The sequence below is a fragment of the Paracoccus methylovorus genome (assembly GCF_016919705.1).
GTDB lineage: Bacteria > Pseudomonadota > Alphaproteobacteria > Rhodobacterales > Rhodobacteraceae > Paracoccus > Paracoccus methylovorus.
On record NZ_CP070371.1, the window covers coordinates 708,824 to 722,760 of the forward strand.

Annotated in this window: 14 protein-coding genes; 8 read left to right on the forward strand and 6 right to left on the reverse strand. The window is 63.7% G+C overall.

Annotated features, from left to right (window positions below):
* Positions 1–139 precede the first annotated feature (139 nt).
* Positions 140–1,300, forward strand: a complete 1,161-nt coding sequence (locus JWJ88_RS16645; RefSeq protein ID WP_205296804.1) for an isovaleryl-CoA dehydrogenase — start codon at positions 140–142, stop codon at positions 1,298–1,300.
* Between the two features lie 164 nt (positions 1,301–1,464).
* Here JWJ88_RS16645 and JWJ88_RS16650 read toward each other — a convergent pair whose 3' ends face one another.
* Positions 1,465–2,076, reverse strand: coding sequence for an OmpW/AlkL family protein (locus JWJ88_RS16650; protein ID WP_205296805.1), 612 nt, complete (start codon positions 2,074–2,076; stop codon positions 1,465–1,467).
* Between the two features lie 140 nt (positions 2,077–2,216).
* On the opposite strand from JWJ88_RS16650, the gene JWJ88_RS16655 reads away from it, so the two are divergent.
* From JWJ88_RS16655 to JWJ88_RS16675, 5 genes are all read left to right on the forward strand, one after another.
* A complete protein-coding gene (locus JWJ88_RS16655; protein ID WP_205296806.1) occupies positions 2,217–3,821 on the forward strand; it encodes a carboxyl transferase domain-containing protein in 1,605 nt (534 codons plus the stop codon).
* Positions 3,822–4,025: 204 nt separating this feature from the next.
* Positions 4,026–5,951 (forward strand): acetyl-CoA carboxylase biotin carboxylase subunit, encoded by a 1,926-nt coding sequence (locus JWJ88_RS16660; protein WP_205296807.1) that lies wholly within the window; start codon positions 4,026–4,028, stop codon positions 5,949–5,951.
* On the forward strand, positions 5,948–6,604 hold the full coding sequence (locus JWJ88_RS16665; protein ID WP_240200361.1) for a glutathione S-transferase family protein: 657 nt from the start codon (positions 5,948–5,950) through the stop codon (positions 6,602–6,604). The genes JWJ88_RS16660 and JWJ88_RS16665 overlap by 4 nt, the downstream gene beginning before the upstream one ends.
* The gene (locus JWJ88_RS16670) at positions 6,591–7,445 is read left to right on the forward strand and encodes a hydroxymethylglutaryl-CoA lyase (protein WP_205296808.1); all 855 of its coding nucleotides are present in this window, start codon (positions 6,591–6,593) and stop codon (positions 7,443–7,445) included. Before JWJ88_RS16665 ends, JWJ88_RS16670 begins: the two co-directional genes overlap by 14 nt.
* Positions 7,442–8,230: a crotonase/enoyl-CoA hydratase family protein gene (locus tag JWJ88_RS16675; protein ID WP_240200362.1), complete on the forward strand. Its 789-nt coding sequence runs from the start codon at positions 7,442–7,444 to the stop codon at positions 8,228–8,230. The genes JWJ88_RS16670 and JWJ88_RS16675 overlap by 4 nt, the downstream gene beginning before the upstream one ends.
* Before the next feature lie 141 nt (positions 8,231–8,371).
* On the opposite strand, the gene JWJ88_RS16680 is transcribed toward JWJ88_RS16675, so the two are convergent.
* Positions 8,372–9,124, reverse strand: coding sequence for a DUF599 domain-containing protein (locus JWJ88_RS16680; RefSeq protein ID WP_205296809.1), 753 nt, complete (start codon positions 9,122–9,124; stop codon positions 8,372–8,374).
* A 90-nt stretch (positions 9,125–9,214) separates the two neighbouring features.
* Between JWJ88_RS16680 and JWJ88_RS16685 the strand changes: the two genes are divergently transcribed.
* Positions 9,215–9,457 (forward strand): YdcH family protein, encoded by a 243-nt coding sequence (locus JWJ88_RS16685; protein WP_205296810.1) that lies wholly within the window; start codon positions 9,215–9,217, stop codon positions 9,455–9,457.
* 270 nt (positions 9,458–9,727) lie between these two features.
* A complete protein-coding gene (locus tag JWJ88_RS16690; RefSeq protein WP_205296811.1) occupies positions 9,728–10,174 on the forward strand; it encodes an Hsp20 family protein in 447 nt (148 codons plus the stop codon).
* Between the two features lie 122 nt (positions 10,175–10,296).
* Here JWJ88_RS16690 and recR read toward each other — a convergent pair whose 3' ends face one another.
* From recR to aqpZ, 4 genes are all read right to left on the reverse strand, one after another.
* Positions 10,297–10,896: a recombination mediator RecR gene (gene recR, locus JWJ88_RS16695; RefSeq protein ID WP_205296812.1), complete on the reverse strand. Its 600-nt coding sequence runs from the start codon at positions 10,894–10,896 to the stop codon at positions 10,297–10,299.
* Positions 10,897–11,238 carry a YbaB/EbfC family nucleoid-associated protein gene (locus JWJ88_RS16700; RefSeq protein WP_205296813.1) on the reverse strand — a complete coding sequence of 114 codons (342 nt, stop codon included), beginning with the start codon at positions 11,236–11,238 and terminating at the stop codon, positions 10,897–10,899.
* 3 nt (positions 11,239–11,241) lie between these two features.
* Entirely contained in the window at positions 11,242–13,020 is a 1,779-nt protein-coding gene (locus JWJ88_RS16705; protein ID WP_205296814.1) for a DNA polymerase III subunit gamma/tau, read from the reverse strand.
* 166 nt (positions 13,021–13,186) lie between these two features.
* On the reverse strand, positions 13,187–13,873 hold the full coding sequence (aqpZ, locus tag JWJ88_RS16710) for an aquaporin Z (RefSeq protein WP_205296815.1): 687 nt from the start codon (positions 13,871–13,873) through the stop codon (positions 13,187–13,189).
* Positions 13,874–13,937: the final 64 nt, after the last annotated feature.

Sequence of the window (13,937 nt, forward strand, 5' to 3'; positions counted from 1 at the left end):
CGGCGCTTGTCCTGACAACCCGTGCGGCGCAGGATCGACGATAGGGGATATACCGCCAGAATATGCTTGACGCAGGCCGGGTCCCAGCGACATAAAGCAGTTAAATGAACAATCGTTCAATAAGTGGAGGAGAGGGCCGATGTTCAGTGCGGGAATGCAGTTCGATCTGGGCGAAGACGTGAACGCGCTGCGCGAAACCGTCCATCGCTGGGCGCAGGAGCGGGTGAAGCCCATCGCGGGCGAGGTGGATCGCAAGAACGAATTCCCCAACGAGCTTTGGCGCGAGATGGGTGATCTGGGCCTTCTGGGCATCACCGTATCCGAGGAATACGGCGGCAGCGGCATGGGCTATCTGGCGCATGTCATTGCGACCGAGGAAATCGCCCGCGCCTCGGCCTCGGTCAGCCTGTCCTATGGCGCGCATTCGAATCTTTGCGTGAACCAGATCAAGCTGAACGGCACGGATGAACAGCGGCGGAAATACCTGCCGGACCTGTGCTCGGGCAAGGCTGTGGGTGCATTGGCCATGTCCGAAGAGGGGGCCGGCAGCGATGTCGTCGGCATGAAGCTGCGCGCCGAAAAGCGCAATGACCGCTATGTGCTGAACGGCAACAAATACTGGATCACCAACGCTCCCGATGCGCATACACTGGTCGTCTATGCCAAGACCGACCCCGAGGCGGGCAGCCGCGGCATCACCGCCTTCATCGTCGAGCGCGGCATGCAGGGCTTTTCGACCAGCCCGCATTTCGACAAGCTTGGCATGCGCGGCTCGAACACCGGTGAGCTGATCTTCGAGAATTGCGAGGTGCCTTTCGACAATGTGCTTGGCGAAGAGGGCAAGGGCGTGCGGGTGCTCATGTCGGGGCTCGACTATGAACGGCTGGTGCTGTCGGGCATCGGCACCGGCATCATGGCCGCCTGCCTCGACGAGGTGATGCCCTATGTCAAGGAACGCAGGCAGTTCGGTCAGCCCATCGGGTCCTTCCAGTTGATGCAAGGCAAGATCGCCGACATGTATGTCGCACTGAACACGGCGCGGGCCTATGTCTATGAGGTGGCGCGCACCTGCGACGCCGGCAAGGTTACCCGGCAGGACGCGGCGGGCGCTGTGCTTTATGCCAGCGAACAGGCCATGGTGCAGGCGCATCAGGCGGTGCAGGCCCTGGGCGGGGCCGGGTTCCTGAACGATTCCGTGGTCAGCCGGCTGTTCCGCGACGCCAAGCTGATGGAGATCGGTGCCGGCACCAGTGAAATCCGCCGCATGCTGATCGGCCGCCAGTTGATGGAACTGGCCTGATGCGCGCGCAGGGGTACGTCCTGCCGATCGATGCATCCACCTTGGCAGGTCGCGCCTGGGGCGTTGAACCCGTCGCGATCAGGCAGCGTGACGTCGCTGCTCAGACCCATCCACAAGCAAGTAGGGGGCGCATTTGTCAACCGCGCCCCCGTTTGGAAGAGAAATCAGAACTTCATCACATAGCTGATGCCAGCCACGACCGGATCGATATCAACCGAACCGATATTTGCACCGTTCAACTCGACATCGGAACCGATATCGATCCAACGCAGATCGGCACGCAGGGCTGCACGATCACTGATCCAGTAATCGGTGCCCAGATGGGCGGCCAGCCCCCAGCTGTTCTTGACGCGCAGATCATTGCCGGCCAGCGCACCCTTGGCCTCGCTGTCCCAAAAACCGGTAAAGTTCACGCCGACACCGACAAAGGGCTTCCACGCCGGATGGATGTCAAAGTGGTATTGCAGCGAAATGACGGGCGGCAGGTGCTTGACCGTCCCGATCTCGGCACCGTTCGATCGGATCGAGTGTTTGAAGGGCAGCGCACCAAGCACCTCGATTCCCAGATTGTCGCGCACAAAATACTCGACCGTTATCGAGGGCCGGGTGCTGTCGCCGATGCTGACCGGCACCGTGCCCCCGGCCAAAGATCCGTTGTCCGATTTGGGATTAACATGCGCCAACCCCAAGCCCAGCGTCCAGTCGCCCTGCGATTGCGCAACGGCGGGCGATGCAAGCGCGGCCAGTACCGCAACCAATGCAAGCTCGTGTTTCATGGCGATCCTTTCAAGTTTTTGCATCTCAACCCATCGCGTTATTTCGCGTTCTCTGACGTTGATCTGGGTCAACAACTCATGAACTTCGCCCGGTCGCGACATGCTGTCGCAGCAAGGCCGTGGTCAGAAAGGATGATAGGATGAAGCTTGGCACATCGGTTCTGCCGTCTTCGGAAATCTTCCGTGCCAATCGCACGGCGCATCTGGCCATGCTGGATACGGTCCGCAAGGCGGCGCTTGCTGCGGCGGCGGGTGGTGGCGCGAAGGCGGTTGAACGCCACGTCGCCCGCGGCAAGATGCCGCCGCGCGAAAGGGTGGCGAACCTGCTCGACCCCGGCTCGCCCTTTCTGGAAATCGGCGCGACGGCGGCGCATGGCATGTATGACGATGCCGCCCCCTGCGCGGGCGTGATCGCCGGCATTGGCCGCGTGCACGGACAGGACGTGATGGTCGTGGCCAATGACGCCACGGTCAAGGGCGGCACATATTATCCGATGACGGTCAAGAAGCACCTGCGCGCGCAAGAGATCGCGGCCGAATGCCATCTGCCCTGCGTCTATCTGGTCGATTCCGGCGGCGCGAACCTGCCCAATCAGGACGAGGTCTTTCCCGACCGCGACCATTTCGGCCGCATCTTCTATAATCAGGCGCAGATGTCCGCCCGGGGCATCGCGCAGATCGCCGTGGTCATGGGCTCTTGCACGGCCGGCGGCGCCTATGTTCCGGCCATGTCGGACGTGACCATCATTGTTCGCAATCAGGGCACGATTTTCCTGGCCGGCCCGCCGCTCGTCAAAGCCGCCACCGGCGAGGTAGTCACGGCCGAGGACCTGGGCGGCGGTGACGTGCATACCCGGCTTTCGGGCGTGGCCGACTACCTGGCCGAGGACGACGCCCATGCGCTGGCGCTGGCCCGCCGCGCCATCGCCAACCTCAATCGCCATCAGCCAACCACCGTGCAGTGGCAAGCGCCCGAGGCTCCGGCCTACGATCCCGAAGACATCCTCGGCCTCGTGCCGGCTGATCTCAAGATCCCCTATGACATCCGCGAGGTCATCGCCCGGGTGGTGGACGGCTCGCGTTTCGACGAGTTCAAGGTCCGTTTCGGCGAGACGCTGGTCACCGGGTTCGCCCATGTCGAAGGTTGCCCGGTCGGCATCGTCGCCAACAATGGCGTGATCTTTTCAGAAGCCGCGCAAAAGGGCGCGCATTTTATCGAGCTGTGTTCGATGCGGAATATCCCGCTGGTATTCCTGCAAAACGTCACCGGCTTCATGGTCGGGCGCAAATACGAAAACGAAGGCATCGCCCGCCATGGCGCCAAGATGGTAACAGCAGTGGCGACGACCAATGTGCCCAAAATTACCATGCTGGTCGGCGGCAGTTTCGGTGCCGGCAATTACGGCATGGCGGGCCGGGCCTATTCGCCGCGCTTCCTCTGGACCTGGCCCAATTCGCGCATCAGCGTGATGGGCGGCGAGCAGGCGGCGGGCGTGCTGGCCACCGTACGCCGCGACGGTATCGAACGGCAGGGCGGCTCCTGGTCCCCCGAGGAAGAGGCCGAATTCAAGCGCCCCACCATCGAGATGTTCGAGCGTCAATCGCATCCGCTCTATGCCTCGGCCCGGCTCTGGGACGATGGGGTCATCGACCCCCGAAAGACCCGCGACATTCTGGCCCTCAGCCTGCGCGCCAGCCTGAATGCTCCGGTCGAGCCGACACGCTTTGGCATCTTCCGGATGTGATGCCCATGCGCTTCAGCCTTTCCATCGCTATCGCGCTTGCCGCCGACTTTCATCCGGTCATTGTTGTCTTTGACAGACGGGGGCATGACGCGCCCCGAGCGTCCTTGTCCCGGACCTGCCCATGATGTCTTCCGTGTCCCAATATCCCACGGGGGTCCGGGGGAGTGAAACCCCCGGCCCGACCGCCGCCACAGGAGCCGTCGCATGTTTCAGAAGATCCTGATCGCCAATCGCGGCGAGATCGCCTGCCGGGTCATCGACACTGCCCGCAAACTCGGGGTGCGTACGGTCGCAGTCTATTCCGACGCAGACCGGGCCGCACGCCATGTCGCCTTGGCCGATGAGGCTGTCCATATCGGCGGTCCGGCGCCGCGCGACAGCTATTTGCGCGGCGATACCATCATCGCGGCTGCGCTGGAAACCGGCGCGCAGGCCATCCATCCGGGCTATGGCTTCCTGTCGGAAAACCCGGATTTCGTCGATGCCGTAACGGCGGCGGGCCTGATCTTCATCGGCCCTTCGGCGCAGGCGATTCGCAAGATGGGTCTCAAGGATGCGGCCAAGGCACTGATGGCCAAGGCCGGCGTGCCGGTCGTTCCCGGCTATCACGGCACCGATCAGGACGCGGCACATCTGGCGGCCGAAGCCCACAACATCGGCTATCCGGTGCTGATCAAGGCCGTGGCAGGCGGCGGCGGCAAGGGCATGCGACTGGTTGAGCGCGCCGAGGAATTCCCCGCCGCGCTGCAATCCGCGCAAGGCGAGGCCGCCACCGCCTTTGGCAATCCATCGGTGCTGATCGAGAAATATATCCAGCGACCCCGTCATATCGAGGTGCAGGTCTTCGGCGACGGCACCCATGCCGTCCACCTGTTCGAACGCGACTGCTCGCTGCAACGCCGCCATCAGAAGGTGATCGAGGAGGCCCCGGCCCCTGGCATGACCCCCGAAATGCGTGCCGCCATGGGCGCCGCAGCCACCCGCGCCGCCGAGGCCATCGGTTATGCCGGCGCGGGCACCGTCGAATTCATCGTCGACGGCAGCCATGGCCTGCGACCCGATGGTTTCTGGTTCATGGAGATGAACACCCGGCTTCAGGTCGAACACCCGGTAACCGAACTTATCACCGGCATCGATCTGGTCGAATGGCAGTTGCGCGTGGCCTCGGGCGAGCCGCTGCCGGCAAGGCAGGAGGATCTGGCCATTACCGGCCACGCATTCGAGGCCCGGCTTTATGCCGAAGACGTGCCGGCCGGCTTTCTGCCTGCGACCGGCACGCTGGCCCATCTGCGCTTTCCCGACCATGCGCGTATAGAAACAGGGGTGCGGCCCGGCGACACGATCTCGCCTTGGTATGATCCGATGATCGCCAAGATCGTCACCCATGGGGCCACCCGGGCCATCGCCTTGCGCGCTCTGGAAGCGGCGCTGGTCGATACCGAGGTCGCCGGGTCGGTCACCAATGTTGATTTCCTGATTGCCCTTGCCCGGCACGAAGGTTTTGGCAAGGGCGAGGTCGATACCGGCCTGATCGCCCGTGAACTGGATGCGCTGATCCGCGCGGCCGAACCCGATCCCGCTGCCTGCGCGCTGGCGGTGCTGGGGCTGGCGGGCCTTGACGATCCGCAGGTGCGCGGTGGCGTCACCCTTTGGCAGCCCCTGCGCCGCACCATAGCATGGGAGGGTGGAGAGGCGCTGCTGGAGGTGCTGGGTCCCGGCTCCGCCCGCGTGACCTTGGACGGCGGCACGCATGAAATCGGCTATGAGGGCGGGCGCTGGTGGGTCGACGGCAGCCCGCGCCGCTCGCGCATCGTCAACCATGCGGCGGGCAGCAGCGTTTTCGGCGGCCGGTCGCTGACGCTGGTGCCGCTCGATCCTTTGGCACGCGGCGGCGATGAGGCGGGCGGCGGCCTGACGCTGTCGCCCATGCCGGGGCTGGTCAAGGCGATTTTCGTGGCGGCGGGGCAGCAGGTTGCAGCGGGCGAGCGTTTGGCGATTCTGGAGGCAATGAAGATGGAACACACGCTCATGGCCGCCCGCGACGGGCGCGTGGCCGAGGTGCTGGCCCAGGCCGGCGATCAGGTCGAGGCCGGCGCGGCCCTTATCCGGCTGGAGGAGGACGAGGCATGATCCGCCTGCACCATGTTCCCGGCTCGCGCTCGATACGCGTTCTGTGGCTGATCGAGGAACTGGGCCTCAACTGTGAATTGCAGTTGTGGTCGCTGACTGACGGCAGCCTGCGCAGCGCCGGGTTCCGCGCGTTGTCGCCCGCAGGCCGCATTCCGGCTCTGGAAATAGACGGTCGCGCCATCTTTGAATCCGCAGCCATCGTGCAATACCTGACCGAACGCGAAGGACGGCTGGCACCGAAACCGGGCGACGAAGAACGCGCCGATTTCCTGTCCTGGGTCAACTTTGCCGAGACACAGGCGAATATCCTGCAGGCATTGAATATCCACCATATCTTCCTGCGGCCCGAAAGCGCCCGCTCGATCCCGCTGATGCGGCTGGACACAAAGCGGTTGGCGGTCACTGCCCGCGCGGTGGATACGCATCTGCAGGGGCGCGAGACGTTGCTCACCACCTTTTCGGCGGCCGACTGCATGCTCGGGTTCAATATCGAGGCGGTGTTCCGCTTTCTGCCTTTCGCCGACTATCCTGCGCTTGCCGCTTATCGCGACCGCATGCAGGCGCGACCGGCCTATCGCCGCGCCTTGGCCCGCGCGGGGGACGACGTCATCTATGACCGCGATTTCTACGAGGTGTCCGATGTCCCGGGTTGAGATATTCGAGGTCGGCCCGCGCGACGGATTGCAGAACGAAAAGCGCCTGATCCCGGCGGCGGAAAAGATCGCGCTGGTCGATCTGCTGTCGCAGGCCCGGTTCAGGCGTATCGAGGTGACCAGTTTCGTGTCGCCGAAATGGGTGCCGCAAATGGCGGATGCCGCCGAGGTCATGGCCGGCATTACCCGCCGACCCGGTATCCGCTACGCCGTCCTGACCCCGAACCTGAAAGGTTACGAAGCGGCCAAAGCCGCCGGTGCGGATGAGGTGGCGATCTTTGCCTCTGCTTCCGAAGGCTTCTCCCGCGCCAATCTGAACGCCAGTATCGCTGAAAGCCTTGAGCGTTTCGCCCCAATAGCGAAGGCGGCGCGAGAGGACGGCATCCTGCTGCGCGGCTATGTCTCGGTGGTGACGGATTGTCCCTTCGATGGGGCTGTCCCGCCCGGCAACGTCGCCCGCGTCGCTGCCCGCTTGCGCGACATGGGCTGCTATGAGGTCAGCTTGGGTGAAACCCTTGGCCAGGGACGACCCGAGACCGTGGATGCTATGCTGGCCGCCGTGCTGAACGAACTGCCAGCCGAAAACCTGTCCGGCCACTTCCATGACACCGCCGGCCGGGCGTTGCAGAATATCGACGCAAGTCTGGCGCGTGGATTGCGGGTCTTTGACGCTGCAGTTGGGGGTTTGGGCGGCTGTCCCTATGCGCCGGGCGCCGCCGGAAATGTGGCCACGGAAAAGGTTGCCGCGCATCTGGCAGGGCTTGGATATGAAACCGGGCTTGACATGGCCGTGATAGATCGGGCCGCCGCCATGGCCCAGACGATAAGGGGATCAGCGTGATGGAGACGATCCGCATCGAAACCGACGCCCGCGGTGTGGCGCATCTGTGGCTCGCCCGCCCCGACAAGCATAATGCTCTGTCGGCGCAGATGATCCGCGAGTTGACGCAGGCCGCGCATGATCTGGGCTCGGACCCGACGGTGCGGGTCGTCGTGCTGGCCGCCGAAGGGCGCAGCTTTTGCGCCGGTGGTGATCTGGGCTGGATGCAAGAGCAGATGCGCGCTGATGCCGAAACCCGCAAGGTGGCAGCAAAAGAACTTGCCATGATGTTGCAGGCGCTGAACGAAATGCCCAAACCGCTGATCGGTCGGGTGCAAGGTAATGCCTTCGGCGGAGGTGTCGGCATGATCGCAGTCTGCGACGTGGCCGTGGCCGTGGCCGAGGCGCGCTTTGGCCTGACCGAGACCCGGCTGGGCCTGATCCCCGCCACGATCGGTCCCTATGTGCTGGCTCGAATGGGCGAAGGCAAGGCACGCCGCGTCTTCATGTCCGCGCGGCTCTTTGGCGCTGACGAGGCGATGCGGCTGAATCTGCTGGCGAGCCTTTCCGATGCGACGACCATTGATGACGCCATCGAGGCTGAGGTCGTGCCCTATCTTGCCTGCGCCCCCGATGCGGTGGCGGCTGCCAAGCGTCTGGCCCGGCGTCTGGGCTCGCCCATAAGCGCGGCAGAGATCGAGGACAGTATCAACGCCCTCGTCGATGTGTGGGAAGGGGACGAGGCCGCCGAGGGCATCGCGGCTTTTTTTGATAAACGCAAGCCACGCTGGCAATCCGGTCGCTGACGCGTCTTCTTCGTTGTTTAAATACCCATGCTTTGGCCCGCTATCAGGGCCAGGTTCGCCGCTTTTTGCACAACTATCCGCGTAGCCTTGGATTGATATGTGGTATTTGGGTATTTAGGCAACAGAGAAGGCGGAGGGTGTTCAAGGCTGAGAACCATCGCGCTCGTCGATGTCAGGAGACGAGTAAGTTTCTCCGGGGACGAACTTCATGATTGCCCGGCGCGAGTGCGAGGCGAATTCGCGTCGCCATGATATGAAAAGTACATAGGTCGTGGCAAGGAACAGGCCGAGCGGGCCGGCCAGCCAGCCAAGTGCGCTCAATGCGAAATAGACGCAGCGCAGCCCCGAATTGAAGCTTTTCGCCGCGGTGATGTTGATATCGGCCGCTTGCATGGCCAGCGGCAGTGCGCGGGGGTCTTCGGGTTCATTCGGGACCGAGGCCATGATGATTGCGCAATAGCCGAACAGCCGATGCGACCAGACGAAGCGCAAAAGCGCATTGGCGACAAAGAACAGCACCACGACGATCTTGATTTCCCATTTCAGCGTGGGGACGTGGCCGAGGTCGAACTGGCGCGCGACGCCGGCAAGCTGGTCCGTATTGCCGATCAGCGCCAGTCCGCCGCCCACCGCGATCAGGCAGGCCGAGGCGAAGAAGGCCGTGCCCTCGCGCAGCGTGGTCAGTATGGCGCTGTCGAATATGCGCGGATTGCGTGTGATAAATTGTCGCATCCATTCGCGACGGTGAGCCTTCATCAGCACCGTAACCGAGGGGTGATCCTTTGGTGGATATTCGGTAACCCAGCCTATGCCAAACCAAGCCAGAAACAGCCACGTAAGGGCGGCGAGATCGGCCAGAGACAGCGGGCCGGGCAGGGGGGCGTTCAAGTCCATGGCGCGTTCTACCTTCGTGGAGTTGATGTTGCCAGTCTGCTTCCCGGCGTCTATCCAGAGCACGGTTATATTTGTTCCGGAGTAAAGAAAATGGCAGCACCCCATGCTATCCACGAGGAATTCCCCAATGATGCCGGGGTTATCCACGAACTGAAAGTCTCGGACACGCGTTTCGCCCGGCTGCTTGAGGAATATGACGAGGTGAACGACGAAGTGGCGGCCGCCGAAAGCCGTCACGTCCCGATGTCGGAAGAGGCCGAAACCGCACTGCGCAAAAAGCGTGCCGCCCTGAAGGACGAGATCGCCCGGATGCTGAGCGCTGCGCGCGCCTGACCGGGCCCATGCGCCAATGGCCGGATGGCCTGTGGTTTTGGGTCGAAGGCAATGAATGAAGAATTGGCGCGTGGGACATGCCCGCGCGCCTTGGTTTTTCCGCGTTATTGCGAGTGGCGGGGATGCGCTGCGCGGACCCGCGCCGGATCTTGAAACGCTGGCGACGTATTCCTACCTGAAATGTTGTCGGAGGGCCATCGTGGCGCCGACGGACCTGCCCGCCCGGATCGGGGGGCAAGCCTTTGTATCGCTTGAAGAAGGATGCGAAACATGCGTAATTTCGATCTGACCCCGCTTTATCGCGCTTCGGTTGGTTTTGATCGTATGGCCGATGTGATGGACCGTGCGTTGTCGGCCGACATTGCCAGCTATCCCCCCTATAATATCGAAAAAACCGGCGAGAATGCTTATCGCATTTCAATCGCCGTTGCTGGCTTTTCGGCCGACGACCTGACCGTCGAGGTCAAGGACGGCGCCGTCATCGTCTCGGGGCGTAAAGCTGCCGAGGATGAGGGCCGCACCTACCTGCATCGTGGTATTGCCACCCGTGCCTTTGAGCGCCGCTTTACTCTGGCCGATCATGTTCGGGTTCAGGGCGCCAGCCACGAGGACGGCATGCTGAACATCGACCTGCTGCGCGAAATCCCCGAGGCGCTGAAGCCGCGCCGCATCGAGATCGCCAAGCCGGCCAAGTCGGTCGAGAAACTGGACGCTTGAGCCAAAAGGGGCTCTGCCCCCACGTCTTCTGCACCCCTTGATGGGGCACAGAAGACGCTCCCCCGGGATATTTGGACAAGGAAGAAACAGGGGCGTGGCACCTTGGCCGCGCCCCTCGCGATTCAAAGCTTGCGACGGGCGCGCAGCGCTGCGGTGATGGTGCCGTCGTCCAGATAGTCGAGTTCGCCGCCGATGGGCACGCCCTGCGCAAGACCGGTGACAGTAACACCGGTGGGGGTCAGCGCCTCGGCGATGTAATGCGCAGTCGTCTGGCCCTCGACCGTGGCCGAAAGCGCGAGGATGACCTCGGCGATGTTTTCCTCGGCAAGGCGGGTGATGAGTTGCGGGATGCGCAAATCCTCGGGGCCGATCTCGTCAAGCGCAGAAAGGCTGCCCCCAAGGACGTGGTAACGGCCGTGAAAGGCGCGCCCACGTTCCAGCGCCCAGAGATCGGCGACTTCGGTCACCACGCAGATTTCGCCGCTGGCGCGGGCCGGATCCTCGCAGATCGGGCAAATGTCGGATTGGGTGATATTGCCACAGACCAGGCATTCGCGGGCGTTTTCAGCTACGCTGGCCATCAGGCTTGCCAGTTGTGCCATTTGCCCGGTGCGGCGGCGGATCAGGTGCAGCACGATGCGCCGCGCCGAACGGGGACCCAGCCCCGGCAGGCGCGCCATGGTGGCGATCAGCGTTTCGATCTCGTCGCCGGAAGCGGCCATTCAGAATGGCATCTTCATGTCGGCGGGCAGACCGAGTTCGCTGGTCAGGCGCTGCATTTCTGCCGCCGCTTTGTCCTGTGCCCGCCGTTGCGCGTCCTTGATTGCGGCGAGAATCAGGTCCTCGACCACTTCCTTGTCCTCGGCCTTGAAGATCGAGGGGTCGATGTCCAGCGCGGTCAACTCGCCCTTGGCCGTCGCGGTGGCCTTGACCAGCCCGCCGCCAGCCTCGCCGGTGACGGTCAGGCGGTTCAGTCCCTCTTGCATTTCCGCCATCTTGGTCTGCATTTGCTGGGCGGTTTCCATCATCTTCGACAGATCCATATCGCCAAGACCTTTGAACATTGCTTAATCCTCGTCCTCGAAGGGGTCCCATTCCTCGACCTCGGCCACCGGGCCTTCGGTCAGTTCATGGGGGGATGTATCCTCGCCCGTCGGGTTTTCAACCGCCACGGGGGCGGGGACCGGACGGATATTGGTGATCTTCGCTCCGGGGAATGTGGCAAAGATCGCTTGAACCACCGGATTTTCCATGGCACGGCTGCGGGCCTCGGCCTCATGCGCGGCGCGCTTTTCGCTGATGGTGGGCTGGCCGCCGTCCGAAACCACGGTCACTGCCCAGCGTTGGCCGCCGGTCCAGCCGCGCAGCCGTTCGGCCAGCCGTTGCGCCAGATCGCGGGGCGCGTCGTCCGTCGGCTGGAACTCGATCCGGCCGGGCGCATAGCGGGCCAGTCGCAGATGATCCTCGACATCCAGAAGCAGTTTCATGTCGCGCATGCGGCGGATCAACTCGATCACCGATTCGAAGTCGGGAAATCCGGCCAACGCGTCGGGTGAAACCGCAAGGGCCGTGGCACTGCCGTCCGGGCGCACGACCACGGGCATGCGGGGGGGGGCGCTTGCGCGCGGAGCTTCGGTACGGGCAGCGGGCGGGGCGGCGTTGCGGCTGAAGGCCCCCGCGGCCGCGCTGGCCTGCACCTTGCGGATCAACGCCTCGGGATCGGGCAGGTCGGCGACATGGGTCAGGCGGATGATCGCCATCTCGGCTGCCATCATGGCATTGGGGGCGTTGCCGACCTCTTCCAGCACCTTGAGCAGCATCTGCCACAGCCGGGTCAGCGCCCGCATCGGCACTTTTTCCGCGATGGTCTGTCCGCGCGCGCGTTCGTCCGGACCGATGGTCGGATCGTCCAGCGCCTCGGGCGTGATCTTCACGATCGAGATCCAATGCGTGATTTCGGCCAGATCGCGCAGCACGGCCATCGGATCGGCGCCATCGGCGTATTGCGCCTGCAGCTCGGCCAGCGCTTCGGCCGCAGCACCTCGCAGGATCATGTCGAAAAGGTCCAGCACCCGGCCCCGGTCCGCCAGCCCCAGCATGGCACGGACCTGCGCCGCGCTGGTTTCGCCCGCGCCGTGGCTGATCGCCTGGTCAAGCAGGCTGGTCGCATCGCGGGCCGAGCCTTCGGCTGCGCGCGTGATCAGCGCCAGTGCGTCGTCGCTGATCCCGGCGCTTTCCTGCGCGGCGATCTTGCGCAGCAGGGCGATCATCACCTCGGGCTCGATGCGGCGCAGGTCGAAACGCTGGCAGCGCGACAGCACCGTTACCGGCACCTTGCGGATTTCGGTCGTGGCAAAGATGAACTTCACATGCGGGGGCGGTTCTTCCAGCGTCTTCAGCAGCGCGTTGAAGGCACTGGTCGAAAGCATGTGCACTTCGTCGATGATATAGATCTTGTAGCGCGCCGAGGCGGCCCGGTAATGCACCGACTCGATGATCTCGCGGATGTCGTTTACGCCGGTGCGCGAGGCGGCGTCCATCTCCATCACATCGACATGGCGTCCTTCCGAGATCGCCACGCAATGTTCGCACACTCCACAGGGTTCGGTGGTCGGGCCGTCCTGGCCATCCGGGCCGATGCAGTTCAGCCCTTTGGCGATGATGCGCGCGGTGGTGGTCTTACCCGTGCCGCGAATGCCGGTCATGATGAAGGCCTGCGCGATGCGGTCGGCGGCAAAGGCGTTTTTCAGCGTCCGCACCATGGCGTCTTGGCCGACCAGATCGGCAAAGGTTTCGGGGCGGTATTTCCGCGCCAGCACCTGATAGTTCCGTTCGCTCTCGCTCATGCTCGGCCTTCCTTGACCGGCGCAGATTAGCGGCCGCGGCGGGGGGCGGCAACCGCCCTTGGGCGGGTTGCCGGTTGAAGGCGCAACGAGGCCGTAATCGCCGCCGCACAGCCAAGGACGTGCGGCGGTATCGGGTTTCAGACCGTGGTAACCCCGTGGCTGCGCTTCAGTCGTGCTCTCCGACCACTTTCCAGATCAGCCCGCCAAGAACTGCGCCCGCGATCGGAGCCACCCAGAACAGCCAAAGCTGCTGTATCGCCCATCCCCCCACGAACAGGGCTTGGCTGGTCGAACGTGCCGGGTTGACCGATGTGTTGGTCACCGGGATCGAGATCAGGTGAATCAGCGTCAGCGCCAGACCGATGGCAAGCGGCGCGAAACCCGCCGGCACACGGCCATGGGTGGTGCCCAGGATCACGATGAGAAAGCCCGCCGTCAGCACGATCTCGATCAAAAGCGCCGAGAACATGCCATAGCCGCCCGGAGAATGCGCGCCATAGCCGTTCGCAGCGAAGCCGCCCAGATCGACGCCCGCCTTGCCGGTTGCGATGACGTAAAGAACGGCGGCGGCAAGGATGGCCCCGACGAGTTGCGCAACGATATAGGGCAGGAGCCCACTGGCCGGAAAACGTCCCGCGACCGTCAGGCCTACGGACACCGCCGGATTGAAGTGACCGCCCGAGATACCGCCTACCGCATAGGCCATGGTCACCACGGTCAGGCCGAAAGCCAGCGCGACCCCTGTAAAGCCGATCCCAAGTTCGGGGAAACCCGCAGCAAGAACGGCGCTGCCACAGCCGCCGAACACCAGCCAGAATGTGCCGATGACCTCGGCCAGAAGTTTTTTCTGCATGGTAAACCTGTTTGTTTAGTGAACGGGTCAAGGGTTCACCAAGGGCTTGATTTGTCAATCTATG

Bases quoted from the DNA above. Each gene is read 5' to 3' on its own strand.
- JWJ88_RS16645 (WP_205296804.1), top strand. From the start codon at position 140: ATGTTCAGTGCGGGAATGCAGTTCGATCTGGGCGAAGACGTGAACGCG.
- JWJ88_RS16650 (WP_205296805.1), bottom strand. From the start codon at position 2,076: ATGAAACACGAGCTTGCATTGGTTGCGGTACTGGCCGCGCTTGCATCG.
- JWJ88_RS16655 (WP_205296806.1), top strand. From the start codon at position 2,217: ATGAAGCTTGGCACATCGGTTCTGCCGTCTTCGGAAATCTTCCGTGCC.
- JWJ88_RS16660 (WP_205296807.1), top strand. From the start codon at position 4,026: ATGTTTCAGAAGATCCTGATCGCCAATCGCGGCGAGATCGCCTGCCGG.
- JWJ88_RS16665 (WP_240200361.1), top strand. From the start codon at position 5,948: ATGATCCGCCTGCACCATGTTCCCGGCTCGCGCTCGATACGCGTTCTG.
- JWJ88_RS16670 (WP_205296808.1), top strand. From the start codon at position 6,591: ATGTCCCGGGTTGAGATATTCGAGGTCGGCCCGCGCGACGGATTGCAG.
- JWJ88_RS16680 (WP_205296809.1), bottom strand. From the start codon at position 9,124: ATGGACTTGAACGCCCCCCTGCCCGGCCCGCTGTCTCTGGCCGATCTC.
- JWJ88_RS16685 (WP_205296810.1), top strand. From the start codon at position 9,215: ATGGCAGCACCCCATGCTATCCACGAGGAATTCCCCAATGATGCCGGG.
- JWJ88_RS16690 (WP_205296811.1), top strand. From the start codon at position 9,728: ATGCGTAATTTCGATCTGACCCCGCTTTATCGCGCTTCGGTTGGTTTT.
- recR (WP_205296812.1), bottom strand. From the start codon at position 10,896: ATGGCCGCTTCCGGCGACGAGATCGAAACGCTGATCGCCACCATGGCG.
- JWJ88_RS16700 (WP_205296813.1), bottom strand. From the start codon at position 11,238: ATGTTCAAAGGTCTTGGCGATATGGATCTGTCGAAGATGATGGAAACC.
- JWJ88_RS16705 (WP_205296814.1), bottom strand. From the start codon at position 13,020: ATGAGCGAGAGCGAACGGAACTATCAGGTGCTGGCGCGGAAATACCGC.
- aqpZ (WP_205296815.1), bottom strand. From the start codon at position 13,873: ATGCAGAAAAAACTTCTGGCCGAGGTCATCGGCACATTCTGGCTGGTG.